This is a genomic window from Ralstonia chuxiongensis (assembly GCF_024158925.1).
In the GTDB taxonomy this organism is placed as follows: Bacteria; Pseudomonadota; Gammaproteobacteria; order Burkholderiales; family Burkholderiaceae; genus Ralstonia; species Ralstonia chuxiongensis.
Genome location: NZ_JAMYWC010000011.1, coordinates 62,693 through 86,040, shown reverse-complemented (window position 1 = coordinate 86,040; position 23,348 = coordinate 62,693). Strand labels below are relative to the sequence as shown.

General features: G+C 58.9%; 17 protein-coding genes and 1 pseudogene. 10 read left to right on the top strand and 8 right to left on the bottom strand.

Going from position 1 to position 23,348, the window contains the following annotated elements; translation table 11 throughout:
- The first annotated feature begins 345 nt into the window (after positions 1-345).
- Positions 346-711: a hypothetical protein gene (locus NKG59_RS25350; protein ID WP_253542928.1), complete on the top strand. Its 366-nt coding sequence runs from the start codon at positions 346-348 to the stop codon at positions 709-711.
- Between the two features lie 178 nt (positions 712-889).
- Here NKG59_RS25350 and NKG59_RS25345 read toward each other — a convergent pair whose 3' ends face one another.
- The 4 genes from NKG59_RS25345 to NKG59_RS25330 all read right to left on the bottom strand — a co-directional run bounded on the left by NKG59_RS25345 (position 890) and on the right by NKG59_RS25330 (position 6,020).
- Positions 890-1,840, bottom strand: a complete 951-nt coding sequence (locus NKG59_RS25345; RefSeq protein ID WP_253542921.1) for a LysR family transcriptional regulator — start codon at positions 1,838-1,840, stop codon at positions 890-892.
- Between the two features lie 521 nt (positions 1,841-2,361).
- Positions 2,362-3,912 (bottom strand): methyl-accepting chemotaxis protein, encoded by a 1,551-nt coding sequence (locus tag NKG59_RS25340; protein WP_253542920.1) that lies wholly within the window; start codon positions 3,910-3,912, stop codon positions 2,362-2,364.
- Positions 3,913-4,111: 199 nt separating this feature from the next.
- Positions 4,112-5,125 (bottom strand): TRAP transporter substrate-binding protein, encoded by a 1,014-nt coding sequence (locus tag NKG59_RS25335; RefSeq protein ID WP_420804053.1) that lies wholly within the window; start codon positions 5,123-5,125, stop codon positions 4,112-4,114.
- 232 nt (positions 5,126-5,357) lie between these two features.
- Positions 5,358-6,020 carry a glutathione S-transferase family protein gene (locus NKG59_RS25330; protein ID WP_253542916.1) on the bottom strand — a complete coding sequence of 221 codons (663 nt, stop codon included), beginning with the start codon at positions 6,018-6,020 and terminating at the stop codon, positions 5,358-5,360.
- 548 nt (positions 6,021-6,568) lie between these two features.
- Here NKG59_RS25330 and NKG59_RS25325 point away from each other — a divergent pair.
- The 6 genes from NKG59_RS25325 (at position 6,569) to NKG59_RS25300 (ending at position 15,808) form a co-directional block, all read left to right on the top strand.
- Positions 6,569-7,372: a putative hydro-lyase gene (locus tag NKG59_RS25325; protein WP_253542915.1), complete on the top strand. Its 804-nt coding sequence runs from the start codon at positions 6,569-6,571 to the stop codon at positions 7,370-7,372.
- A gap of 49 nt (positions 7,373-7,421) precedes the next feature.
- Positions 7,422-8,660, top strand: coding sequence for an MFS transporter (locus NKG59_RS25320; protein ID WP_253542913.1), 1,239 nt, complete (start codon positions 7,422-7,424; stop codon positions 8,658-8,660).
- Positions 8,661-8,697: 37 nt separating this feature from the next.
- Positions 8,698-12,354: a hydantoinase B/oxoprolinase family protein gene (locus NKG59_RS25315; protein WP_253542911.1), complete on the top strand. Its 3,657-nt coding sequence runs from the start codon at positions 8,698-8,700 to the stop codon at positions 12,352-12,354.
- Between the two features lie 87 nt (positions 12,355-12,441).
- Positions 12,442-13,356 (top strand): LysR family transcriptional regulator, encoded by a 915-nt coding sequence (locus NKG59_RS25310; protein WP_253542910.1) that lies wholly within the window; start codon positions 12,442-12,444, stop codon positions 13,354-13,356.
- A 235-nt stretch (positions 13,357-13,591) separates the two neighbouring features.
- Positions 13,592-14,836 (top strand): HEAT repeat domain-containing protein, encoded by a 1,245-nt coding sequence (locus tag NKG59_RS25305; protein ID WP_253542908.1) that lies wholly within the window; start codon positions 13,592-13,594, stop codon positions 14,834-14,836.
- A gap of 201 nt (positions 14,837-15,037) precedes the next feature.
- Complete coding sequence (locus tag NKG59_RS25300) at positions 15,038-15,808, top strand: CPBP family intramembrane glutamic endopeptidase (protein ID WP_253542903.1); 771 nt, start codon at positions 15,038-15,040, stop codon at positions 15,806-15,808.
- 110 nt (positions 15,809-15,918) lie between these two features.
- On the opposite strand, the gene NKG59_RS25295 is transcribed toward NKG59_RS25300, so the two are convergent.
- The 3 genes from NKG59_RS25295 to NKG59_RS25285 are packed head-to-tail and all read right to left on the bottom strand — an operon-like array spanning position 15,919 to position 18,700.
- Positions 15,919-17,025, bottom strand: a complete 1,107-nt coding sequence (locus NKG59_RS25295; protein ID WP_253542901.1) for a GNAT family N-acetyltransferase — start codon at positions 17,023-17,025, stop codon at positions 15,919-15,921.
- Complete coding sequence (locus NKG59_RS25290) at positions 17,022-17,960, bottom strand: fatty acid desaturase family protein (protein ID WP_253542899.1); 939 nt, start codon at positions 17,958-17,960, stop codon at positions 17,022-17,024. Before NKG59_RS25290 ends, NKG59_RS25295 begins: the two co-directional genes overlap by 4 nt.
- Positions 17,961-17,968: 8 nt before the next feature.
- Positions 17,969-18,700 carry a hypothetical protein gene (locus NKG59_RS25285; protein ID WP_253542897.1) on the bottom strand — a complete coding sequence of 244 codons (732 nt, stop codon included), beginning with the start codon at positions 18,698-18,700 and terminating at the stop codon, positions 17,969-17,971.
- Positions 18,701-19,130: 430 nt separating this feature from the next.
- On the opposite strand from NKG59_RS25285, the gene NKG59_RS25280 reads away from it, so the two are divergent.
- The 3 genes and pseudogenes from NKG59_RS25280 (at position 19,131) to NKG59_RS25270 (ending at position 23,030) form a co-directional block, all read left to right on the top strand.
- Positions 19,131-19,892, top strand: coding sequence for a winged helix-turn-helix domain-containing protein (locus NKG59_RS25280; protein ID WP_253542895.1), 762 nt, complete (start codon positions 19,131-19,133; stop codon positions 19,890-19,892).
- Between the two features lie 12 nt (positions 19,893-19,904).
- Positions 19,905-20,746, top strand: a pseudogene (locus NKG59_RS25275) (IS5 family transposase).
- Positions 20,747-20,852: 106 nt separating this feature from the next.
- Positions 20,853-23,030 (top strand): M48 family metallopeptidase, encoded by a 2,178-nt coding sequence (locus NKG59_RS25270; RefSeq protein ID WP_253542894.1) that lies wholly within the window; start codon positions 20,853-20,855, stop codon positions 23,028-23,030.
- A 35-nt stretch (positions 23,031-23,065) separates the two neighbouring features.
- Here NKG59_RS25270 and NKG59_RS25265 read toward each other — a convergent pair whose 3' ends face one another.
- Positions 23,066-23,281 (bottom strand): hypothetical protein, encoded by a 216-nt coding sequence (locus tag NKG59_RS25265; RefSeq protein ID WP_253542892.1) that lies wholly within the window; start codon positions 23,279-23,281, stop codon positions 23,066-23,068.
- Between the last annotated feature and the right edge of the window lie 67 nt (positions 23,282-23,348).

Here is a 23,348-nt window from a genome sequence, read left to right as displayed (position 1 = left end):
CCCGTCGAAAGGGATCAAAGGAGGCAGAAAACGAAGAGTTATCCACACCGCAGTAACGCTTTACGCTGTCTCGGGGTGGGTCAAATTTAGATGAAAACCGTGGGTCAAATTTAGCTGCGCGCCAACAAGCGAGGGCATTTCGACCACCTGGACCGCGCGGCGAAGCAATGGCTGCGTGAACGGAAGATTCCCGTCAGCTGCACGCCGCATGATGCTGGTCACCTGATCGGGCGGGGCCTGAACGCGCAACCACTGCATCATGAGCATGAGCAGCCAGGCCCGTTTCTAGGCGGCACGATACGGACCGTACGCTGTACACACGGACGCGGACTGATTGGCAGGCTGATGGAGCACGGCGTTGGCTATCTGATCGAGTCGCCCGGCGAGCCCTCTCTGTATTTGAGTGGCGATACTTTGCTGACGCCCTCTGTCAGGGACTTCGTTGTGCAGCACCGTCCCCAAGTCTGTGTGGTGCCCGCAGGCGGTGCGCGCTTTGATCTCGGCGGCGAGATCATCATGGGCATCGAGGATGTTATCGATTTCACGCGTTTGTCTCCTGGCATCGTGATTGCGAATCACCTCGAGGCACTGAGCCACTGTCCCGTGACGCGTAACGACCTCAAGCGCGCCGCCGCGCAAGCAGGGGTCGAAACGCGACTACGTATTCCGGCCGATGGCGAGACGCTGGAATTTCACGGCACGCTGAACTGAACGTGCTGTCTTCCCGCGAAGGCGGGAAGACAGCGTCGTTAAAGCCACTGGTTCCCCGCCTTCGCGGGGATGACAAACGCTAGGTGCTGTCGCGAATTTGGAAAGACCGAATCGGTCGCTAAATTTGGGACATTCTGATTGGCCTTGAGCCCGTGGCGTTGTCAAAAAGGGTTTTCGTTTATTGCTTCATACGGTGCTTTACTGACCAGTCTGCTTCGGACAGTGCGTGGGCTGGACCCGCGAGCTTGCAAAACTCGCACGCCATGCTGCGCGCCAACTCCACGACAGTCTCGTGTGCTTGCAGGCCCGCCCCAACTCGCCATGAGGCGACGATTGGAAGTACGGGTAATGGCGGTTCGATGTCGAGCACAATCAGTGCCCCGCAGTCGATTTTGTCCCGTACCAATACTGTGGGTAGTGCGCCAACACCGAACCCATCATCCACAAGCCTCGTCATTGCCGCTATGGAGTTGACGCAATTGATGCGTGGTGACTCAATACCGTTCAGGTGCAATAGATTCAACAAATCTTGGTGCGGACGAGAATTGCTGACAAACGTGATTAGCCGCTCTTGTGCCAAATCCTTCAATGAAGCATAAGGACGATCCAGCCGAGAGTTACTCGCTACGACCCATCGAATCGGATATCTTGCTAATTCGACATTACGAATGCTCTCTTGTCGCAAGATTTCCGTCTGAAAAGCAATATCCAAAGTCCCTTTCTGTAGTTGCTCTACCAGGTGCGTGGCGCTGTCTGCCACCAACTCGATCTCTAAAGCGGGAAATTGCTCTACAGTCCGCGAAATTAAGGGGCTAAGCCAAGTGTGTATCACACTATCCATGGCACCTATCCGAACGCGCCCCTCAAATCCGGCGTGTTGCGTAACGGCTGCCTGCAACTCGTGAAGCGTAGTCACCATGCGATCAGCGTATTCGAGGACCTTGTGTCCGTCCGGGGTGAGTTTCACACCACGCGCATCGCGGTCAAACAAACGTACGCCTAACTCCTCTTCAAGTGCCGCAATACGCGAAGAAACGGATGCTTGCGTAGTAAAAAGTTTTTCTGCCGTCAGCCTGAAGCTACGCAGTCTCACTACCCAAACAAAGGTTTCCAAGAACCGGAGATTCATTTCGAGCGTCCTTCCTTCTTCTGATCTCAGATGTTATCTTCCGCGTTCCACTGTGGGAATCAATTCCCCGAAGCCAAGGGCGCAACGAGAGCCATTTACCTTACGCCGGGGAGGCCTGTATGGGCCTGATCTTGCCGACTAGCGGCAATGCCCTACCAGGAATCGGCCACGGAGTTTACTCGCCCCCGAATAGACAGAGACAGTTGCCGAGATGTACTACCAGCGGCCACTTGTGGCCTTCGACGAGGCCTCGGTCATAGCGATGCTCGTGCAGTGGGGTGCGAAGCGACTAGTGACGATGCAGTGGGCAAGAACAGCGGAGCCGAACGTCGCCGCTACGGATTGACGCTTCAATCGAAGCTCGATCGTTGAGCGTGCGCGTTCGTGTGCATCGACTGTCCCTTCTGCGTCGAATGCAACCACTGCCGGGGCAGTAGCTCAGGTGATCTTCTATTGGTGCCCAATTCGCGTAGTCATGCTACCCATGATTTGTTGTTTGTAGCTACGGAATCTGCAAGTTGCTAGGCTTGAAGCCTGAACTCTCCAACAATCGCCAGCAGTTCCTGTGCTTGCTCCTCCAGTGACTGTGCGGCAGCCGCGGCCTGCTCAACCAGGGCCGCGTTCTGTTGCGTCGCATCATCCAGTTGCGTAACGGCGTGACTGACCTCTTCGATACCCGAACGCTGTTCCTGACTGGCCGCTGTGATTTCTCCAACGATGTCCGTGACCCGCTTTACGCTGGTGACGACTTGGCGCATGGTCGTGCCGGCTTCATCGACAAGCGAACTGCCGGCATTCACGTTGGCCACAGAATCGTCAATGAGAGCTTTGATTTCTTTGGCCGCAGCGGCGCTGCGTTGCGCCAAGCTGCGTACTTCACCTGCCACGACGGCGAATCCGCGGCCTTGTTCACCGGCGCGGGCGGCCTCTACTGCCGCATTCAACGCGAGGATATTGGTCTGGAACGCAATGCCGTCGATCACCCCGATGATGTCGACAATTTTGTGTGAGGAGGCGTTGATTGAGCTCATCGTCTCCACCACGCGTGTCACCACTTCGCCGCCGCGGACCGCCACATCTGAAGCGGATACGGCGAGCTGATTCGCCTGATTGGCGTTGTCGGCGTTTTGCTGCACAGCGGACATCAGTTGCTCCATTGCCGAAGCCGTTTCTTCCAACGAGCTCGCCTGCTGCTCTGTGCGTGATGACAGATCCAAGTTACCACTCGCGATTTCGCGCGTGGCCGTACCGATCGTATCGGATGCATCTTTAATGCGACCGATCATCTCTACCAATGCAGCACGCATCCGGCTCATGGCGTAGAGCAAGCTGTCGCGGTCATCCGGGTGTGTTGTGATTGGCACCGTCAAGTCGCCTCCTGCGATGCGGTTGGCGACGTCCGCAGCATAGGATGGATCGCCACCCAGCGTGCGCTGCAGGCTGCGGGTCACCAAGCTTGTCAGGGTGACCATGGAAATCACGATTGCTGCCAACAGCCCCGCAATTCCGTACAAGGAGTGCATGAACGCTGTGTTGATGTCGTCAATGTAGACGCCTGTCGTCAGGTTCCAGTCCCACGGTTGGTATCTCAGGACATAGGCAAGCTTCGGAGCCGGCTCAGTGCTTCCTACGTGTGGCCAGACGTATCGAATAAACCCCCCGTCGGGCTGCTTGCCGGCATTCGTGATATCCACATACAGAGCGTTACCTTGTGCATCCTTGAAGTCGGTTCGCTTCTTGCCGTTCAGATCGGGTGCAATCGGATGCATGATCACGACCTCTTGCGAAGACGTGACGGTGAAGTAGCCATCCTTGTCGTAGCGCAACGCGCGGATGCGATCGAGCGCCTGTCTGCGCGCCTCCTCGTCGCTCATGGATCCACTGTGTGCGAGATCACCGTATTGCTTAATGATGCTGAAGGCCTCAGTGGTCACGCTGACAAGATTGTTCTTGCGCTCCTCCATGCGGATCTCGCGCGTCTGATAGGCGTTGAAGACCGACAGCAACGTCAACGCGATCAAACTGAACACGAGAGGCAGCCAGAGTTTCTGACGAAAGCTGAGTCTGTTCAATTGCATTCTCCAAGGGTCTTCAGGCTGCACGCTGACGGTCGGCGCGTGCTCTGATCTTTCTCATCGTCGGGCTGGCGCGCAACTTGACAGCGTGTTGACGCAAAAAAAGTTGCTCGGTGGCGTTAGGTTTTTTTTATCGCCCATGGCCCACACCGATGGTGCGCAGAATAGGCCCGCCTGATCCGAAGGCCAATCGCACTCATGGGTTGGCCCGGTGCCTAAATTGTTCAAGCATTGCGGTCGCTTCGGGGCCAGCCGTGCGCTCCCATTCGACAATGGCCTGTCGGGCCGCGATCTGCAGCGACTCGCGCAGCGGGGCCGACGGCTGGTCCACGGCTACGTGCAGTTCTTGCAAGTGCTGGCGGTTCTGGGCAGCACGATGCTGCAGCCGCAGCCATTGTCGGAATTCAGTGATCTCGGCTGCCTGGTCGACCGCGCGCTTTTGCTGCGGTGAGAGAGCCGCGTATGCCTTCTTGTTGACTGTTGCAAACGACAGTGGCATTGCGTACTCGATGGTCGTGAAGTACGGCAACCATTTCAGCAGCTTTTGACCGGCCGCGCCGTCACCTGATGACAGCACTGCATTGATGGAACCATTTCCCAAGCCAGCCGGCACTTCTGCAAATGACAAGGCCTGCGCTCGGGCGCCAGCTGTCTGCATGACCTTGGCCGACGTTGCGTCATACGTGCGGATGGAAAGCGTCCGCAGCACCTCTGTGTTGGCGATCGGTTTGGTGGACCAGAGCCCTGATGCCGGCCAGGGTGTCACATAGAGAAGATGCTGGCCGAGTTGCTCGAACGCCTCGGCATAGAGTGGGCGTGCCAAATCTGCCAGTCGCTGCGCGTCCTTGACTTCGTTGACCACAAATGGCAGGGAAGACAGTGAGAAGATTGGATTCAACCCTGCCAGTGTCCCTTCGTAGGCATCGCCAGCCTCCAGGCGCCCATCGCGTACAGCCAACGGTATTTCAGAAGAGGGGATACCTGCGGACCCATCATAAGATGCCACGATGTCCAAGGTGCCCGCCGTGCGGGCTTTCACTTCCTTGGCAAACTCCGCCAATCCTTCGCCGGGCATTGTGTTTGCAGGGTATTCGGTTGCCATGTGCCAGTGTGTTGGCTTATCACTTGCCGTCGGCGGCGCCGCGACTGCGGCACCAACAGCAGCGGCGAGCGCCGTCGCCGCGGAACAAAGGATCGCGATTAGCTTCATAGATCGAAGGTCGACGATGTCCAAAGTATTGGATCCGCGTGCAATGAATTTTCGGTGGAGAGGCGGCTTCTGGGATCCCAAGGGCGACGTTGACGCGCCACGCTTTAGCGGATGCGCTTCACTGGAACGCCAGTCCTGCGGCGGCGCATCGTGATTCAAAAAAAGACCCGGCGCCAATCTCGTTAGGAGAGAAAACGGAGGCACGCGGCGCCGGGATCGTCGTAAAGCGGCTCTAGAAGTGAGTGGCCCCAAGCGAGGCAGTCAGCTTCCGTTCTTCAGTCAATCTGGCGACAAGGGGCTCCATGCCCGGCATAGGAAAGAAGCCTCTTACTTGAATCATGCGTTTGAACCAGCGATTCAAAGCGGGTCTGCCTTTTAAATCAAAACCGTTGTCATCGGCGACTGCGGCGTAGGGAAAGCATGCGATGTCCCCGATGGTAGGCCAGTCGCAAGCCAGCCAGTGATGCCGGCCGAGCCGGTCCTCGAGAATATCCAATGCGGTATTGCCAGCGCGTTGTGCTGCGACAAGGTCACCCGAGTATCCGAACTTTTGGATGGCGCGCGAGAGGAACAAGCCATTTACTTCATTCTGCGCAAGCTCCATCCACTGCATCACGGATGCAGTCCGACAAGGGTCGGCGGGCAACCAGGTTCGATGCTTGTCGAACTTGCTGGCCAAGTACACAAGAATGGCCGTTGAGCCCCAGACGACCGTTCCGTCATCCTCAAGCGTAGGAACTTGCCCTCGCGGATTCAATTCCAGATATTCGTCATTGACGACGTTTTTTCCGCCATTTGCTTGAATGAATACACTTTCGAACTTGATTCCAAGAATCGATAGCAGCAGACAAGCTTTGTAGCTATGCCCTGATGTTGGTCGGTGATATAGAAGCATTTCCTATTTTTTGGGTTGCGAATGAATTAAATCCATCCAAAATTATCGGAAAACAAGACCTCCACCGAAGTATGCCAAATAGGGGTGCGGTGTTATGAATGACTGACTTTATTTAGATTAAATTGGCAACATTTTTTTTGCCATCAATTTTTTTTTATCGGGGGATATTTGATAATTTTCTCCCTCGGTCAGCGAAGTGGGAGAGCGCATTGGAAAGCGGGCATCACCAATCTGCGGCTCGCCACGCGTATTTATTGCCTGGGCACCAAACAATTGTTATCGAGAGCAATCGATAAAGTTGATGTTTTGTTCTGGTGTGCACTCACCCGATCAGATTCAGGTGGATATTCCGATTAAGGGAAAACCCTTGATTCTTGCATCGAACTAGCCTGGTGTCGGCCTCATCGAAAAATTCGATTGCAGGATACGCATATTTCCCATTGGATTTGTTCATCAAAGATTCAAACAATACGCATCACACCGAGGCGGCTCCACGTTGGGCCGCCGGCGACATGCATGTATCACGATCACCGTCCGAGTATTGAACTATGACTTCATCGATTGGTTTGAATGCGCTGTCCAGCGGATTGGACGTGCGCCTAGCTGCCCGCAATGGCGGATTGCTTGGTCACACCAGCGGTTTGGCTGCCGAGTACGTTCAAGCAAACTGCGTCATTCTGCCGAGGGCCCACGCTTACGATTTCCTGGAGTATTGCCTGCGCAACCCCGTGCCGTGCCCGGTGCTAGCGGTTTCCGAGCCGGGTGATCCCAGGTTGCCCGTTTGCGGCGCAGATCTCGATATTCGCACCGACATTCCGAGCTATCGGATCTGGCGCGCCGGCGAGATGGTCGAGGAGGTGCCGGACATCACGGTGTTCTGGCGGCTCGACCTCGTGACGGTTCTGCTCGGTTGCTCGTTTTCGTTCGAACACGCGCTGCTTGCGGCTGGGATCAAGCTGCGGCACGTGGAGCAGAAGAAGAACGTGGCCATGTTCCGTACCAACATCCAGACCGAGCCGTTCGGCCCGTTTGGCGGAAACATGGTCGTCACGATGCGGCCGATGCGGCCCGCCGACGCCATCCGCGCGGTTCAAATCACAAGCCGTACGCCAAGGGTTCATGGCGCACCGGTTCACCTCGCGCATGCGCAGAGCATCGGCATCAAAGACTTGGCCGCGCCCGACTACGGCGATCCGGTCGACATCCTGCCTGACGAAATCCCGGTCTTCTGGGGTTGCGGAGTGACCCCGCAGGTCGCGCTCCTGCAGGCGAAACTGGATTTCTGTATCACCCATGCGCCGGGATGCATGTTGGTCACCGACATGCTGAACGAAGACATGGTCGAACAATAAAGATAAATCAAGCCGTTGGTGGAACGCTTTTTGTGTGGAGGAAATGGAAATGTGGATCGGGGAAATCGGGAAATCCGAACGTAGGACGTTGACAGCCGCCTTTCTAGGGTATGCGGTCGACGCATTTGATTACATGGTGTACACCTTCCTCATTCCGACGTTGTTCTTGGTCTGGGGAATGACGAAGGCGGAGGCTGGCTACATCGCAACGGCCTCACTGGTCAGTTCCGCGATCGGCGGCTGGGCGGCAGGGATTCTGGCCGACAAGTACGGCCGCATCCGCGTCCTGCAATGGACGGTGTTCTGGTTTGCGATCTTCACCTGTCTGAGCGGATTTACGCAGAACTTTCACCAGCTCCTCGCGACCCGCACGCTGCAAGGGCTCGGTATGGGCGGGGAGTGGGCGGTCGGCAGCGTGCTGATCTCGGAGACGATTGCCGCCCGGCATCGGGGCAAGGCATCCGGTCTTGTCCAGAGCAGTTGGGCGTTCGGATGGGCGCTGTCGGCCGTCGCCTTCTGGATGGCCTACGCCTATCTGCCCCAGGAGCTGGCCTGGAAGGTGCTCTTCTGGATAGGGATCCTGCCGGCGCTCCTGATCGTCTATGTGCGCCGGAATGTCGACGAGTCCCCGGTGTTCCTGCAGGAGAAACAGCGCCGCCAGCAACAAGAGCAAGCGTCGAACTTCCTGCAGATCTTCTCCAAGGAACTGCTGGGCACGACGATTCTGGCGAGCCTTCTGGCCAGCGGCATGCAAGGGGCCTACTACTCCGTCACAACGTGGTTGCCGACGTTCCTGAAGACCGAGCGTCACCTCTCTGTGCTCGGCACCAGTTCGTACCTGCTGATCCTGATCGCGGGGTCGTTTGCGGGCTATCTCACAAGTGCATGGCTATCGGATGCGATCGGGCGGCGCAAGTGCTTCGCGTTGTTCGCAGCTGCAGGCATCGCCTTGGTACTGGCTTACACCAAGTTCAGCATCACGGATGGTGCGATGTTCTTCCTCGGCTTCCCGCTCGGGTTTTTCCTGTCCGGCATTTTCTCCGGAATGGGGGCGTTCCTCGCCGAGCTGTATCCGAATAGCGTGCGTGGCTCGGGACAAGGCTTTTGCTACAACTTTGGCCGCGCCATCGGCTCGGTCTGCCCGGCCATCATCGGCTTGACTAGCAATACGTACGGGCTTGGCGCGAGCATCGGTGTGGTTGCGGCCGGGTGCTACCTGTTGGTCATCCTGACGGTATTCGCGCTGCCCGAGACACGCGGCAAGGAATTGGGGCAGGCGGTTGCCTGAGCGTCGCATAACTCTGCTGTTGAAGGATGAAATCGAAATGAGCTTGCAGTCCAATCACCCATCGAAGCGCTGGCAGTTCTGGATCGACCGCGGCGGTACCTTCACCGACCTCGTAGGGCGCGATCCAGAAGGCCACTTCCATACGCTCAAGATGCTGTCTGAAAACCCTGAGCAATATCGCGATGCGGCGGTGGAAGGGATTCGCCGTCTGCTCGGGCTGCAGCCGGGCGAGATGATCACGCCGGAGCGTGTGGAGTGCGTGAAGATGGGCACGACCGTGGCCACCAACGCCCTGCTCGAGCGAAAGGGGGATCGCACGGTGCTGGTGACCACGCAAGGCTTCCGGGATGCGCTGCGCATCGCAACACAAGCGCGGCCGCAGTTGTTTGAGCGAAACATCGTGTTGCCCGAGTTGCTGTATGAAGAGGTGATCGAGGCAGATGAGCGCATGAGCGCGTACGGTTCAACCGTGCAGGCACTGGACGTCGACGCGCTAAAAGCGCGGTTGAAGGCCGCGTTTGAGCGTGGCTTGCGCGCTTGTGCCATCGTGTTCCTGCATGGTTATCGCTATCACGAGCACGAGTTGCGAGCCGAGGCTATTGCCCGAGAGATCGGCTTCACACAGATTTCCGTCTCCCACAAAGTCAGCCCGCTCGTTAAGTTCGTCCCACGTGGCGATACGACCGTGGTCGATGCTTACCTGTCCCCGATCCTGCGCCGCTATGTCGAACAAGTGGCGCAGCAGATGCCGGGCGTTCGCCTTTTCTTCATGCAAAGCTCGGGCGGATTGACCGAAGCTCAACGCTTTCAAGGGAAGGATGCCATCCTGTCGGGGCCGGCCGGCGGCATCGTTGGTATGGTGCGTACCGCGCAGGCTGAAGGCCATCCGAAGGTGATCGGCTTCGACATGGGTGGTACGTCGACGGACGTTAGCCACTATGCTGGTGAGTTTGAGCGCACGTTCGATACCGAAGTGGCCGGCGTTCGCATGCGTGCGCCGATGATGAGCATCCACACGGTCGCAGCCGGTGGTGGCTCCATCATTCAATTCGATGGGGCACGGCTGCGCGTCGGGCCGGAGTCCGCCGGCGCGAACCCCGGCCCAGCAAGCTACCGTCGCGGTGGGCCGCTGGCCACCACCGATGCAAATGTAATGCTTGGGCGTATCCAGCCGGACTGGTTCCCCAAAGTGTTCGGGCCAGCCGCGGACGAGGCCTTGGACCGCGGCGTCGTGGTCCAGTGCTTTGAATCCATGGCGCGTGAGATGACCACTGCATCGGGGCGTGCGACGCGTGCAGAAGAAGTAGCCGCTGGCGCGTTGCAGATCGCCGTCGGCAGCATGGCAAATGCGGTCAAGCGCATCTCGGTGGCGCGCGGCTATGACGTCAGCACCTACACGTTGCAGTGCTTTGGCGGCGCAGGTGGACAGCACGCCTGCCTGGTGGCCGACGCGTTGGGTATGACGCGTGTCCTGGCACATCCGTTTGCCGGGGTCCTGTCAGCCTATGGGATGGGCTTGGCTGATCAGATCGCCCTTCGCGAGATTTCTGTTGAGCGTGCGCTGGATGCAGAAGGGCTTGCCGCCGCCCTCGAGCAGGCACGCAAACTTGAAGCAGAAGCACGTTGCGAGTTGGAAGCCCAAGGCGTTGCGCCGGACCTCATTCGTAGCCGCTATCAACTGCAGGTGCGCTATAACGGCACCGATACGGCACTCACGTGCTCCTATGACCCGCAAAGCCCGGCGCAATTTGCCATAGCCGCACTGCGCGATCAATTCGAGACGGCGTACCGCCAACGCTTTGCTTTCCTGATGCCAGACCGGGAACTGGTGATCGAGGCGGTGAATGTGGAATGCATGCTGCCTGGCGAGCCGGTATCCCAGGCGCCGACCGGCACAGTGACTTCCCATGCTGCTACGCCACGCTCGCAAGTCGAGATGTACTGTATGCAGGACATTGAGCCTGCTGGCTGGCGCAGTGCGGGCCTGTACATCCGGGAGGAGATGGCCCCGGGGGCAACAGTCGACGGTCCCGCAGTCGTTGCCGAACGCAACTCCACCACGGTTGTCGAGCCGGGCTGGCGGGCGGAACTGACCGGTTCAGGTTGTCTCGAGCTACGGCGGGTGCGCGCACGAGTCAGCGGGCATGCAGCAGGCACGCATGTCGACCCGGTGATGCTGGAGGTCTTCAACAACCTGTTCATGAACATCGCCGAGCAGATGGGGCTGCGTCTGCAGAATACGGCCTACTCAGTGAACATCAAGGAGCGCTTGGACTTTAGCTGTGCGCTGTTTGATGCGCAGGGCAACCTGATCGCCAACGCACCGCACATTCCTGTGCATTTGGGTTCGATGAGCGAGTCCATCAAGACGGTGATGACGCGTAACCCTGATATGCACTCTGGCGATGTGTTCGTGCTGAACGACCCATACCACGGTGGCACGCATCTTCCCGATATCACGGTGGTCACACCCGTGTTCCTTGAGGAGGACACCCGGCCACGCTTCTATGTTGCATCGCGTGGTCACCATGCCGATATCGGCGGTGTGACCCCGGGCTCGGTCCCTCCATTCTCAACGTCGATCGAGGAAGAGGGTGTGCTGATCGATAACTTCAAGTTGGTTGAGCAAGGTCGACTGCGCGAAGCTGAAATGGTGGCGCTACTTAGCAGCGGAACGTATCCGTCACGCAATCCCTCGCAAAACATGGCGGATTTGCGTGCGCAGATTGCAGCCAATGAGAAAGGTGTGCAAGAGCTGCGCGCGATGGTTGCCCACTATGGGCGGGACACGGTCAGCGCCTACATGCAGCACGTGCAGGACAATGCTGAAGAGTCGGTGCGGCGCGTTATCACGGCGCTCAAGGATGGTCAGTTCACGCTCCCGCTAGATAACGGTGCGCAGATTTGTGTGTCGGTCAAGGTCGATGCGCAGCGCCGTAGCGCGGTACTCGACTTTACGGGGACGAGCGGGCAATTGCCCAATAACTTCAACGCACCGAAATCCATCACCATGGCGGCGGTGTTGTATGTGTTCCGCACGTTGGTGGATGACGCGATTCCGCTCAACGCGGGCTGTCTGAAGCCTATCGAGGTGATCGTTCCGGAAGGCTGCATGCTCAATCCGCGCGCACCTGCTGCCGTTGTGGCCGGCAATGTGGAAACGTCCAGCTGCATTACCAATGCGCTCTACGGTGCGCTCGGTGTGATGGCTGGCGCCCAATGCACAATGAACAATTTCACCTTCGGCAACGAGCGCTACCAGTACTACGAGACCATCTCGGGTGGATCGGGGGCCGGCCGCGGATTTCACGGCACGAGTGTCGTCCAGACACATATGACTAATTCGCGTCTGACCGACCCCGAAGTGTTGGAGCTGCGCTATCCCGTTCGCCTTGACGCCTACGAGATCCGCCACGGCTCCGGCGGCGCCGGGCATTGGCGAGGCGGCAACGGCGGCCACCGCCGGATCCGGTTTTTGGAGCCGATGATCGCATCCATCCTGAGCAACGGACGTAGCCATGGCGCGTTTGGCGCACAGGGCGGCGCACCCGGATGCGTCGGTCGAAACAGGGTGGTGCGCGCTAACGGAGTCACGGAGGATCTCAACTCCTGCGCATCCGTGGCGATGGAGGCAGATGACGTCTTCGTTGTGGAGACGCCGGGCGGTGGTGGATACGGCAGCGACCACGTCTGATCTTGGGGCCGCTCTCGACTGGACGAAAGGACAACCGAGAGCGCTCCGAAGCCTTGGGAAAAACGGTTTGCCAGTACGTTGGGTGATATGAATCTAAAGTTCGTCGAGGCCTTCTATTGGGCATGCTCTCTCAGGAGCATTACGCGCGCTGCAGAGAAGTTGCATGTCACGCAGTCCTCTCTTTCGAACCGTATCAGTACCTTGGAAGACGAGCTGGGCGTCAAGCTACTTGATCGACGATCCAAGCAATTCCGGCTGACTAGCGCTGGCCAGCGGTTCTTGACGATGTCGGTAAAGCTGCTGGGAATGCACCGCGAGATCAAGCTGGCTATGGGGGGCGTCGATGACACGCCGACCGTGCTGCGGTTGGGCGCTGTCGAGTCGGTCGCCCATAGCTGGCTGTCTTCCTGGCTTAGGGACGTGCGTCAGGGGAACATGAACCTCGAGTTGCAGCTCACCATCGAAACGTCGCCGGTTCTGATGGAGTCAGTTAAGAAAGGCGCACTCGATATCATCTTTGCGGCAGGGGCGGTGCCCGAAAAGGAATTCCGAACATTCGCGCTGCCACCCATGCAAATGTGTTTCGTTGGGGACGATTCTTTTTCAGACTCGCACGCCTATGAGCTGAGCGACATTGCGGGCTCCGACCTCCTGACGTTTCAACGTGGCTCACAACCACACCAGGAGCTTCTGCAACTCTTTCGCCAGCATGGGGTCGAGCCACCTCGCATTCATACCATCTCTTCGATCTCCGCATTGGTGCAACTGGCAGAAGACGGGTTCGGTATCGCCACGCTACCGGAAAGCGTCATCTCGCGTGCAAAAGGGCGAAGTCGACTGACACGCCTGCGCAGCGTGGCAACCCTGGCTCCTCTTCCTCTTTTCGTCACCTACCGAGAAGATCCAGCGTCGGGACATCTGGACGCACTCTTCGAATCGCTTTTTGTCTTCCTGAACTTACCCAACGGACCTGCAGAAGCGGTGCAGTCTGACGCTCGGTGATGCTTAGACCCCGCCAACAAAACCGGGGCGTCAAGCGCTGGCCCGCCCCGTTGTTCACGGCATTGCACGAAGGAAGGCTCGAAAGCGCGGCAGAAGAGATTGCCTCCGCCACAGCCGGTGCGGCGCCTTCAGCGAGCGTAGCGGCGGCGATGCAGCGATAAGAATTTGACCCGATGCGCTCCATGGCTACGAGCCGGCGTATGGCCACTGGTATTGCGATTACATCGAATGTCGCATGATCTATCTTTCTAGTTTGCAATATCGTTTCCGCCGCGCATCCAAGGAGGAATGCCGAACCCTGATCAAAGCGTGCCACCGCGTGGCACCGGGCGGGGCAAGTACCGTCGACGTCTATCTGCGGGACTGGACTTGGTGGATCCACGAAGGCGACTTGCGCTTGCCTTCCAACGTCGTGAACGACATCAACCTGATCGTAACGGGCGATATGATCGTCGACGGCTGGTATGACGACTACCTTGGAGGCGGGTTGCTGGCCGTATTTGGCTCCATGCGCTGCCGCCATGTTTTCTCGTGGTACACGCTATATGTTGCTCGCGATTTGTTGGTGCAAGGTTTGAACCTGCAGTATTACAACGACTGGGTCTTTGAGTGTGGCGGGCAGGTTGCTGCACGGGCATTCATTGGTGACGACAAATCGTGCCTGTTCGATCTGCACCGCTCCGATCTCGAAGGTTACTACTACAGTCTAGGCTTCGACGCGAAGAGCAGCCTGAGGCCCTACCGAATGCTCGGTCTGATTGAAGGCGAAGAAGATGGGTGCGAGGTCGAAGATGCGAGCCCCGAGGGCTGCGAAGACGAAGAGCAGGACGAGTACGATGACTTTGAGACCCCGAGCTCAGCCAAAGTCATCGCACACGTGAAGGCCGCTGAAGCCCAGGGGCGCTCGGCCTTTTCCACACCGGAGCCTGCTCCTGCCACCGTCTGGCGCGAGGCGCTGCACCCCGATACCGCGCCCGCGCGCCTGGGCGAACTGGTTGCCAGCCACGGCTGGGACGTGGCCATGCGCCCCAAGCTCGAGCCTGAGCTGCAGGTTTTGCTAGCGGACCACGCCGATGCCCGCGTGCGCTGGGCGCTAGCGACCTCTCCAGACGTGTCGGAAGCGTTATTGCGGCAGTTGGCCAACGATCCGGCTCACGTCGTGAGGGCAGCGGTGGCCAGCCACGTGCACTGTCCCTCCGACCTGCAGATATGTTTCGCCAAGGATGCCGCGGCCGACGTCCGGGCGGCCGTGGTGCATGCGCACGGCCGCGGTCCGGCCGAATGGGTGACACGGATGGCAGGTGATCCCTGTACCGTCGTCCGCCGCGCCGTCGCTGTTATCCCGAACCTGCCGCCGAACGTGGTGGCCCAGCTGACCAGCGATGCAGATGATGTCGTCAGGCACCGGACGATGCGTATTCAGTCGCCATTGCTCGACCCCATGCTTGCCAGGTTCGTGGCATGCACGCCGAAGTGCTGATGCCAGCAATCTCTGCACTTGACACAACCCAATGCGATTGAAAGATGCCTGCGCGGGAGTCGAATTTTACTTCACTGCAGAGCAATACCAAAGCGACTCTCGCCTAGCCTTAGATGAGCTTCCTCATTTAGGCTGTCTGGATAGGCAACTACCGCTACTGGCGGGGGAGCCTTCGATTTTACTCACTGCTATCAGTGAGCAATGATCTCCATCAACATGCTGCCTCTTGTCCTGATCATTGCTGCCGTCTGCCTCGTCACGTCAGCGGCATGGGCTCTTTGGCGCTATCCCACGCGGCTCGTTGCTGCCTCTGCGGATTCCCCCCAAAGGTTCATTCAAAGGCAGGTGCGTTACCAAATCGCCTTCGGTGCGCTAGCGGTGATCGTCGTCGTACTTGCTCACCAGCTATCTAACTCGGAGCGCACGCGAGAGTTCAGTCTTGGGGCACTCGCGTCGTCAGTCCAAATGGAAGCTTTTGGCCTTCCTCACGTAGATGGTGTCTCATGGTTGCACGGGGGCTGCTTGCTGACATTTGGTTTCGGCCTGGCCACGCTGGCATTCGTGTTCAGTTCTCTACGCAACATTCAAAATTGGCCGGTTTTTATCGGCAAGTTTGGTGTTTGGGTGATCGCGATATCGGCGATCAATGCGCTGTCAGAAGAACTCATTTACCGAGGAGCGATCATTTCAGTAGCTCGCGGGGTATGGGAGCCATCGCAAGTCGCGCTCTTGTCAGCGGTTCTTTTCGCACTGGCGCATGTCCGTGGGCAAGCTTCCGGTTTTACCGTTGTCATCGGGTCCGCAGTGGTGGGTTGGTGTTTTGCGATTGCAACGATGCAGACCCATGGATTGTTTTTGGCGTGGTGCGCGCATTTTGTCCAGGATGTTGTCATCTTTCTGTCATTCTTAGGGGCGAAGGCTGATGCAGCGCATCGTCATGACACAGCACGAAGTAGCGACCTTGTTGCCTAAGAGACCTCCTTTGATATCGCAAAAAAAACGGATCGACAAATCGACCAAGGGCCAGCATTCGGCGCTAGGTCTCGGGTAGCGCCTTTTATGCTTCGGTGCGCCGACTGCGCTCATGTCAAGGCAAACTCCACGCACGAGCGCGAGTCGGGAGAAGGAGCGTCCGTAGTGTCGGCTCTCGTCTCGAAATCCACTTCATAGAGCCGTACTGCCGAATGGGCGGCAGGGTAGGCACTGAATACCGGCAACAGCGGGTCATCATTGTTCAACGCTGCCAATGCGTAGAGCCATGGACCTTCGGCCAGCCTATTGTGGGTGTAGCGCAGTAGCGCAGCACAGATAGAGGTATCGTGGTGTTCGACGGCGATGAAGGCAAGGTAGAGATAGGGGAGCGCCTGTCCATGCGCAGGAAGACGCGCTCGACCGCGCACCCATGCGTAAGCGTTGTAGGCCGGACGCATCCATGCCAATGGGCGCGAGTAGCGTTCCACGTGCGCCTGCCGTAGTGAGGACTGGTCCCAGGCAGCGATCACGGCACACGGATTTCCGCCCTTGACTGCCACGAAGAAATCGCGTGCTTGCAAGGTATCGCAACGACCTCCCGGCTCGAAGTCTGCAACGTCGAGCAACGGTGCCCAGTTACCTTTCCGGTGCGCGTTGAGAAAGTGAACGACCGCCGGCAACTCATTGGCATGGGCGCGCCGCAGTTCAACGCCATCAAGCTCCAGTTCTGGGCGTCGTTTTCCTAAGCGCAGTGCCAGCACTGTCAGCCCGCCAAACTGTTTCCATTGAGGCATGCCCGCACGCTTGGCAGTGAGACTTCGAAGCGCCACTTCGTTGTCATCGTAGACGAGCGCGTGAGTTGGCAACGGGTCGGTACTATCGAGTGTTCGTAGTGCACGGAGTAGCTGCATGGCCAGACCTCGCCCTCGATGGGCGCGATCGACGCGGATATCGGAAAGAAGTGCTGCGCGTTGCGGACTGCCGTTCAGAACAACAGTCGTAATGCTACGGGCGGCTGTTGCCACCACGCGCCCAGTCACGGTATCGCGGCCTATGATGACCTGCACCTTGTCTCCTTGCAGACGACTGGCCGAAAAATAGGAAGGCTCTCGGCGCAGGCTAATGGCAGTGGCACCTTCAATCCAATCTGAGGCCATGCGCTCGCGCAACTGCGCGTCGTCTTTCGCATGAGCAAGTGAGAACGTGTAGCAGCTCACGACGACTGTCCACCTTCCGCCATCGGAGTGTCCACGTTGGCCGCTATCGGTATTGTCTCCAAGGGGCGCCAGAGCCGGGGCCCTTCTGCCATCCAGCGGCGAACGAATGCTAGATATGTCATGGGAGCAGCGGTCGGGTCGACGCGCAGAAGCCTAGGCGCGTGATGCCAACGCGCCGATGGGTAGCAGTGATGCACCCGATGCAGCGAACGGTGCAAAGTCATCCATCCCAGGCCCGGTGGCAGCAAAATGTCCTGCGTGATCGCGCCGGGATCCTGTCGACGGGTCGTGGCTGTGACCGGAACTCCGTAGTGTTCGGCCTGCGTCAGCACGAAGTCGAACCATGACAGCACGGTGGCAGGTACAACATAGGCCCACAGGAGCAACTGTCTTACCGCGGCCGAATGCCAGGCACCGACGCCGATTGCAGCGATGAATGTGACCATCCAGGCAAGCGCCATGGTTCGCTGCCAATATCGTGACGGCGGCACCATCGTCCAGCCAACCCGATTCTGATGATAGGCAACCCAAGGCACCTCAAGCGGTGCAAGCAGCCAGATCCAGCGTGTCTTCCAGCTCAGCACATAAAGCCGGCCCTCCGGGTCTGCATTGGTGCAGGTAGCGCGATGATGCCGGAGATGAAAGTAGCGATAGGCGATGAAGTTCACGCCGAATAACGCAGCGCAAACGACGCCGATCGCGTCATTCGCACCATGGTGCGATAGGAAAGTACGATGTACGGCCATATGCTTCGCTTCTTGGCAACCCGCCAGAAATAGCGCCTGGGGCAGCGCCAGCAACGCATGCAGCCAAGGAGACGACGTCGCCGCAATTAGCACCGTATTGAGCAGCACGGTGGCGAGGAAGAGAAGACTGGGCAGGTCGCCGCGCCAGCCTGGTTGCTGATGCCTATGGTGCGTCACTGTTGACGACATGGACCCTCCTACAGCAGGCACGCCAGATGGCGCGTGATGCGTTTGATCGTCTGCAACGACATCATCCGCCAAAGCGGGGACAGGCTTGAGAGCGGAATGGTGCCGCGCAAGAGCGCACCATGGTCGAGCGAGCGTTTATGGGGGAAGTAGTTGGACTTGACGTCGACGATCTTCGTGAAGCCCCGGCCGCGGTAGTAGCGCAATTGCGGATCGAGCGGCATGCCGGAGCGTCGCGCGCGCACGTACGTTTCGATTGGGCCCTTCGGATGTTGTTGCCGCCATTGGCTCAATCCGGGAATGGGAGACCCAAGGTAGACATGGCGCCATCCGCGCTTAAGCGCATAAGGCCAGAAGAATGCCAGCAGGGCGTCAACGCCGTTGCTGCGGCGGCTCGTCAGGCTGATACCGAAAAGTGTTGTTGTTTCCTCAGGGGCGGGTAACAACGTACAGTCTCGCCAAGTTTGGACGTGACGATGGAAGTCACGCGCTACTGGCTTAAGGAAAAGAGACGCAAGCAATTGTCCCGTCTCGGAACAGAAAGTACCCATTGCAAGGTCGGGGTAGGCCGCGATGCGCTCCTCCAATTCGATCTGCGAGGCCGCCTGTTCGGTATCCCACTTTTCGTGCTCCAGTTTGAGCAATGCAGGCAGGTCATGTCGTGTGAGGAGTCGAGCGTAGATGCATTGGCGAGAGGCCTCATGCATCTTAGTGTGCATGAGGAAGCTCAGGGTGTGGTTCATGGTGAGGGCGGTTGGGCGAAGAGAGTGATTGGCCGATTGCGTATATGCAATGGAATTTCGGCCGCATTTCGCCAAAACCGGATGTCAGGAAGATGAAACTCCTGATGATCAATTGTTAAAGTATGCGTCGTTATGATTTCCTATAGGATTGACTAAAACAAGGATAAGTCGATAAAGAAAATATCTGCCATCGATAAATTCGATGTTGATCGATCGAAATAATTCGGTAGCCAAAGAAATGATGCTGCTTTAGTCTCCGAGGTGCCGTTTGCTAGACACAAGAACTCCATTGAGGGCGCTACGATCTGCCCCTTGAAGAAAAGACGTGCGTTTTGACGCTCTCGTACCGAAGAGGTCCGCACTGCAGGCAAAACGGAGGGGGCTGGTACGCCAGTTGATCTGGGCAGAGCGATAGAAAGTGGCAGTATCTATGGGCAGTGAGATCTTATTGGTGGTTCAAGATCAGGCGCAGCGCGACCGGCTGTCATTCGTACTGAGGGACGCGGGACATCGCGTTCAGTTTGCAAATGGGGTTGATCAGGTCCAGGCCACGGTGTACAAGTCATGCCCACACATGATGCTGATGGAGTGGGCTTGGCCGAAGCAACAACACGCGATTGACCAATTGCTGGCATTGCGCTCGGACGCATACCTGCAGCGATTGCCCATTATCGTAGTCTCTCGTCACAGCAGTATCCCGGCCAAGATCTCAGCGTTGAATGCTGGAGCCGACGACTATATCGTCGACCCATGTGATCCCGCCGAGCTCCATGCGCGTATTCGTTCGATACTGCGTCGATGTCCGACCCAGCATGTCGATAACAGCGTTCAGTTGAATGACTTAAGACTCGACCCCCTTACGCTGAGCGTGACTGCTGAGACGCCTTCGGGCCAGCGCCCAATTCCAGTCACTCCATTGGAATTTCGGTTACTGCACTTTTTAGTCATGCACCCTCAGCATCTGCATTCGCGCGCTAATTTGCTTGACCGGGTGTGGGGCGGGGGAGCGTACGTCGGCGAGCGCACGGTCGACGTTCATATCCGGAAATTGCGCGTTGCCCTTGCCGGTACTGGCTGTGATGGCCTGATTCAGACGGTGCGGGGCGAGGGTTATCGGTTGGCGAGGCGCAGCGTTGCTATTCAGGTGGAGCGGTCCACTAAGAGCCCGTTTGAAAATTCCTCTCGAGGTTGATGTAAAGGCGAGATGTGGAAAGAAGAACATCGAGAACGCGAGGCGAAGCTGGCTCGCAAGATCAAGCCTTACCCCAGCGACATGACGGACGTCGAGTAGGTCGCTGTACAACCGCTGTTGTCGCGCGCAGCCGTGCGAGGCCGGCGCCGGGAGTACGTCTTGCGGGAGGTGGTCAACGCCCTGCGGTACTTGGTTCGGGCGGGCTGCGGCTGGCGGATGCTGTCTCACGACTTCCCGCCGTGGCAGACCGTGTATTGGTGGTTTCGGCGGCTCACGCGACGCTTCCTGTTCCGCACGCTGCACGACGTGGGGCTGATGCTCGATAGAGCGTTGGCTGGGCGACAGCCGTGCCCGAGTGCGGGCGTTATCGACAGCCAGGCTGTCAAAGCGCCCTCGGCCGACAAGCGTGGCTACGATGCAGCCAAGAAATTCGTCGGGCGCAAACGGCATATCGCGGTGGACACGGATGGACGACTGCTGATGGTGAACCCGACGCCGGCGGACATTGTCGACAGAACGGGGACTCTGGCGGTGCTAGAGGCCGTGAAGAAATGTCGGCCGGGTGTGAACACCTGTTTGCTGATGGCGCGTATGACCGCACAACGCTGATGGACAAGGCCGCAACCCTCGACTTCGTGGTTGAGGTGGTGTGCCGCCGCGAGCAGCAAACGGGCTTTGCCGTTCTGCCGAGCAGCTGGGTGGTCGAGCGCACCTTTGGGCGGATGGTTCGCTGGCGCCGACTCGTACGCGACTAGGAGCAGCGCGCGGACGTATCGGAGGTCATGATTCTTATCGCCATGAACGGCTTGCTACTGCGCAGAATGCTCCTCGTTGAATTTCCAAACGGGCTCTGAGGTCTCCGTGCATTTTGCGGCGTGGGGCGATATGAACTTTGTGTTTTCCTTTCAGTTGCCGGCCCGATAGTACGGCCGGCTTTACACAGCAAGTACCGAAGAACCAATGAAATCAGCACAAGCACAGTGGAAATCCCGGGTGAAACAGTGGTGTGTTCTCATCGGCATTCCGCTGTTCCTGCTATTGGTGGGCCTGTGGCAGCAGACGCGTGCGCGCGTGGATGGCGACGTGGCAGAACAAATCAGTGCCTACAAGAGGGTGCTCAACGATCTGGATGCCATCCAGGCGCGGGATCCATACGCGTTTGTGTTTGACCGCCAGGGGCACAGGCTCTCAGTCAACCGTGCCAGAGACCGTGTCAGTACGGCCTTGGCAGATATCGAATCCGGCAGCATGCAGCACGTGACACGCAGCCTGGAGTCCGTCCTCTCGATGGTGACTGCAGCGTGTGCCGTCCTGGCCTTGCTGTGCGCGGGCGCCGGGTTGTTTTACCAGGGCCGGATGGCCCGGCAGGCGATGCGCTCGCGCGAGCAATTGCTGGAGACGTTCCTGCGGGGCAAACGGCTCTTGCCGGTCTACATGGTGGTCATGGTGCTGCTGCTGTTCGCCGCAGCCGTTGCCGCCATGCTGTTCGAGGTGATGCCTATCCTGCGCCAGCAGGACTACAGCCGCAGCGACATGAAACTGGTCGTCGCACTCGTCCTGTTTGCGGGGATCTTGGTTGCATACGGTGTACTGGCGCTGGTCGACGTGGTGCGCGCCGCGCGGCGGCCGCTCGAAGTCGGGGCCATCGAGGTGATGGGGCAGGTGGCGTCCCGCGAGCAAGTGCCGGCATTGTGGGCATTCGTCGGCAGCGTGGCGACCCGTGTCGGCGCCGACATGCCCGATGCGATCGTCGTCGGCTTGAACGAAGGTTTTTTCGTGACCGAGCACCCGGTGCGTCTGAGCAGCGGCGCCGACGTGCCCAAAGGCCGCGTACTGTATCTGCCGCTGCCGTACATGGCGTTCCTGAATGCGCCTGAAGTCTCGGCGGTCGTCGGTCATGAGCTGGGTCACTTCCTCGGCGAGGACACGGTCTATAGCCGGCACTTCTCTCCGATCTATTCGGCTTCCATCCGCCAGATCGCGGCGGTCGGCGGAGACCAGCGTGCGGATGATGGTCTGCGCGCCGCGCTCACCCGACCGGCGACGCTGTTCGGCGAGATGTTCTTGAATAGCTTTCACAACGCGGTGCGTTTCTGGAGCCGCCAGCGCGAGCTTGCCGCCGACACGGTAGGCGCCGAGGCCGCCGGCGCCGAGGCTGTCGCTACGTCCCTGCTGCGCATCAGCGCGCTGGAGCCGCACGTCGACGAAGCGCTCGCCAGCCACTGGGAGCAGGGTGGGACCGTGCAAGGCGGCGTGTTGGCGCATGTCTGCAAGCTCGTCAACGAACGGGGCATGGTCGACCCGAGCCGGCATCTGCAGAACCGCCAGGCTCACCCGACGGACACCCATCCGGAGCTGGCGGAACGCCTGGACGCCATCGGCATGCCGGTGAGCCCGGCGCTAGTGCAACGCGCCATGGACCCCGCCGGCAGCCGCTTGCTGGCGGAGCTCGGCTTGGAGCAGCAGGACGGCACGCCCGCCGCGGAGGCCGGGCCGTCGGTCGACATCAATGCAACGCTGCAACAGGAGTTGAGCGCGGTTGCCGCAACCCAGCGCCAGCAGAAGATCGCGGCGCTGGCCGAGATCGCGCAACGGGCAGGCGCGCCTGTGCCGGTGACCGAGCGTCCGCTGGGCACCGCAGCGGCGTTTGCACTGGTGGCGGTAGGGCTGGGGCTTTCTGGCCGGATGCTGGTGCACAGGGGCATGTCCGATACGCAGATGATGCAGGGCATGGCGTTGCTGGCAGCGGCACTGCTCTGCCTGTGGTGCGCCTTTGCGGTATGGCGACGCGGCCGCAAGCCGGCGCTGGTGGTTCACCCGCAAGGGCTGCAACTGTTCAACGTGCCGGCAATGCTGCCGTGGGACACGGTCAACGACTTTAACTTTCAGGTCTTCAATGGCACGTTCAATGTGCATCTGACGCTCGTGCCGCAGGCTGCGCCGCCAGCGCTCGGTGTGTCGCGCTTTCGGGCATGGCATGGGCGGCGCAAGAACGTATTGACTATCAAGCTGATGGGCCTAAGCGGCAAGCGGGCACAACAGGTTGCCGAGGCGCTAATGGATGCCTGGCGTGCCTGCCTCGCCAGGAATGAGCTGCAGCGCATGGGGGTGGACATGCCCGCGGAACCCCAGCGGTAGGCGATCACTGCGCAAAGGGGGCGGCAACGCGCGGGTTACACCACGAAATTCCACAAACGGTCTTTGAAGCGTCCAGCGATATGAAAAAGCGCCATCTCCTGAAAATGCTTGTGTCTGCAGTCGTCTTGGTAGCGGCCCATGCCCATGCGCAAACCGATGGGCCGAAGTCTCCCGCAGACCTCGGCCGCCTGCTGGAGGACGTCGCGCAAGGCAAGACCACATTGGTCGGGAGCAACGCGCACGAGCGGCATGACCTTGAGCGGCTCGGGGTCAAGGTCAGCGTACAGATGGGGGGCTCTAACTACACCCATGTACTTC

What these genes read in the sequence shown, in the direction of transcription:
- NKG59_RS25280 (WP_253542895.1), top strand. Translation starts at nt 19,131, where the DNA reads ATGGGCAGTGAGATCTTATTGGTGGTTCAAGATCAGGCGCAGCGCGAC.
- NKG59_RS25290 (WP_253542899.1), bottom strand. Translation starts at nt 17,960, where the DNA reads ATGTCGTCAACAGTGACGCACCATAGGCATCAGCAACCAGGCTGGCGC.
- NKG59_RS25325 (WP_253542915.1), top strand. Translation starts at nt 6,569, where the DNA reads ATGACTTCATCGATTGGTTTGAATGCGCTGTCCAGCGGATTGGACGTG.
- NKG59_RS25350 (WP_253542928.1), top strand. Translation starts at nt 346, where the DNA reads ATGGAGCACGGCGTTGGCTATCTGATCGAGTCGCCCGGCGAGCCCTCT.
- NKG59_RS25345 (WP_253542921.1), bottom strand. Translation starts at nt 1,840, where the DNA reads ATGAATCTCCGGTTCTTGGAAACCTTTGTTTGGGTAGTGAGACTGCGT.
- NKG59_RS25315 (WP_253542911.1), top strand. Translation starts at nt 8,698, where the DNA reads ATGAGCTTGCAGTCCAATCACCCATCGAAGCGCTGGCAGTTCTGGATC.
- NKG59_RS25300 (WP_253542903.1), top strand. Translation starts at nt 15,038, where the DNA reads ATGATCTCCATCAACATGCTGCCTCTTGTCCTGATCATTGCTGCCGTC.
- NKG59_RS25305 (WP_253542908.1), top strand. Translation starts at nt 13,592, where the DNA reads ATGATCTATCTTTCTAGTTTGCAATATCGTTTCCGCCGCGCATCCAAG.
- NKG59_RS25265 (WP_253542892.1), bottom strand. Translation starts at nt 23,281, where the DNA reads ATGCCGCTCGTGCGCGTTGCTCCCGACCAATGTGGTCTTGCCTTGCGC.
- NKG59_RS25285 (WP_253542897.1), bottom strand. Translation starts at nt 18,700, where the DNA reads ATGAACCACACCCTGAGCTTCCTCATGCACACTAAGATGCATGAGGCC.
- NKG59_RS25270 (WP_253542894.1), top strand. Translation starts at nt 20,853, where the DNA reads ATGAAATCAGCACAAGCACAGTGGAAATCCCGGGTGAAACAGTGGTGT.
- NKG59_RS25310 (WP_253542910.1), top strand. Translation starts at nt 12,442, where the DNA reads ATGAATCTAAAGTTCGTCGAGGCCTTCTATTGGGCATGCTCTCTCAGG.
- NKG59_RS25335 (WP_420804053.1), bottom strand. Translation starts at nt 5,125, where the DNA reads ATGAAGCTAATCGCGATCCTTTGTTCCGCGGCGACGGCGCTCGCCGCT.
- NKG59_RS25330 (WP_253542916.1), bottom strand. Translation starts at nt 6,020, where the DNA reads ATGCTTCTATATCACCGACCAACATCAGGGCATAGCTACAAAGCTTGT.
- NKG59_RS25320 (WP_253542913.1), top strand. Translation starts at nt 7,422, where the DNA reads ATGTGGATCGGGGAAATCGGGAAATCCGAACGTAGGACGTTGACAGCC.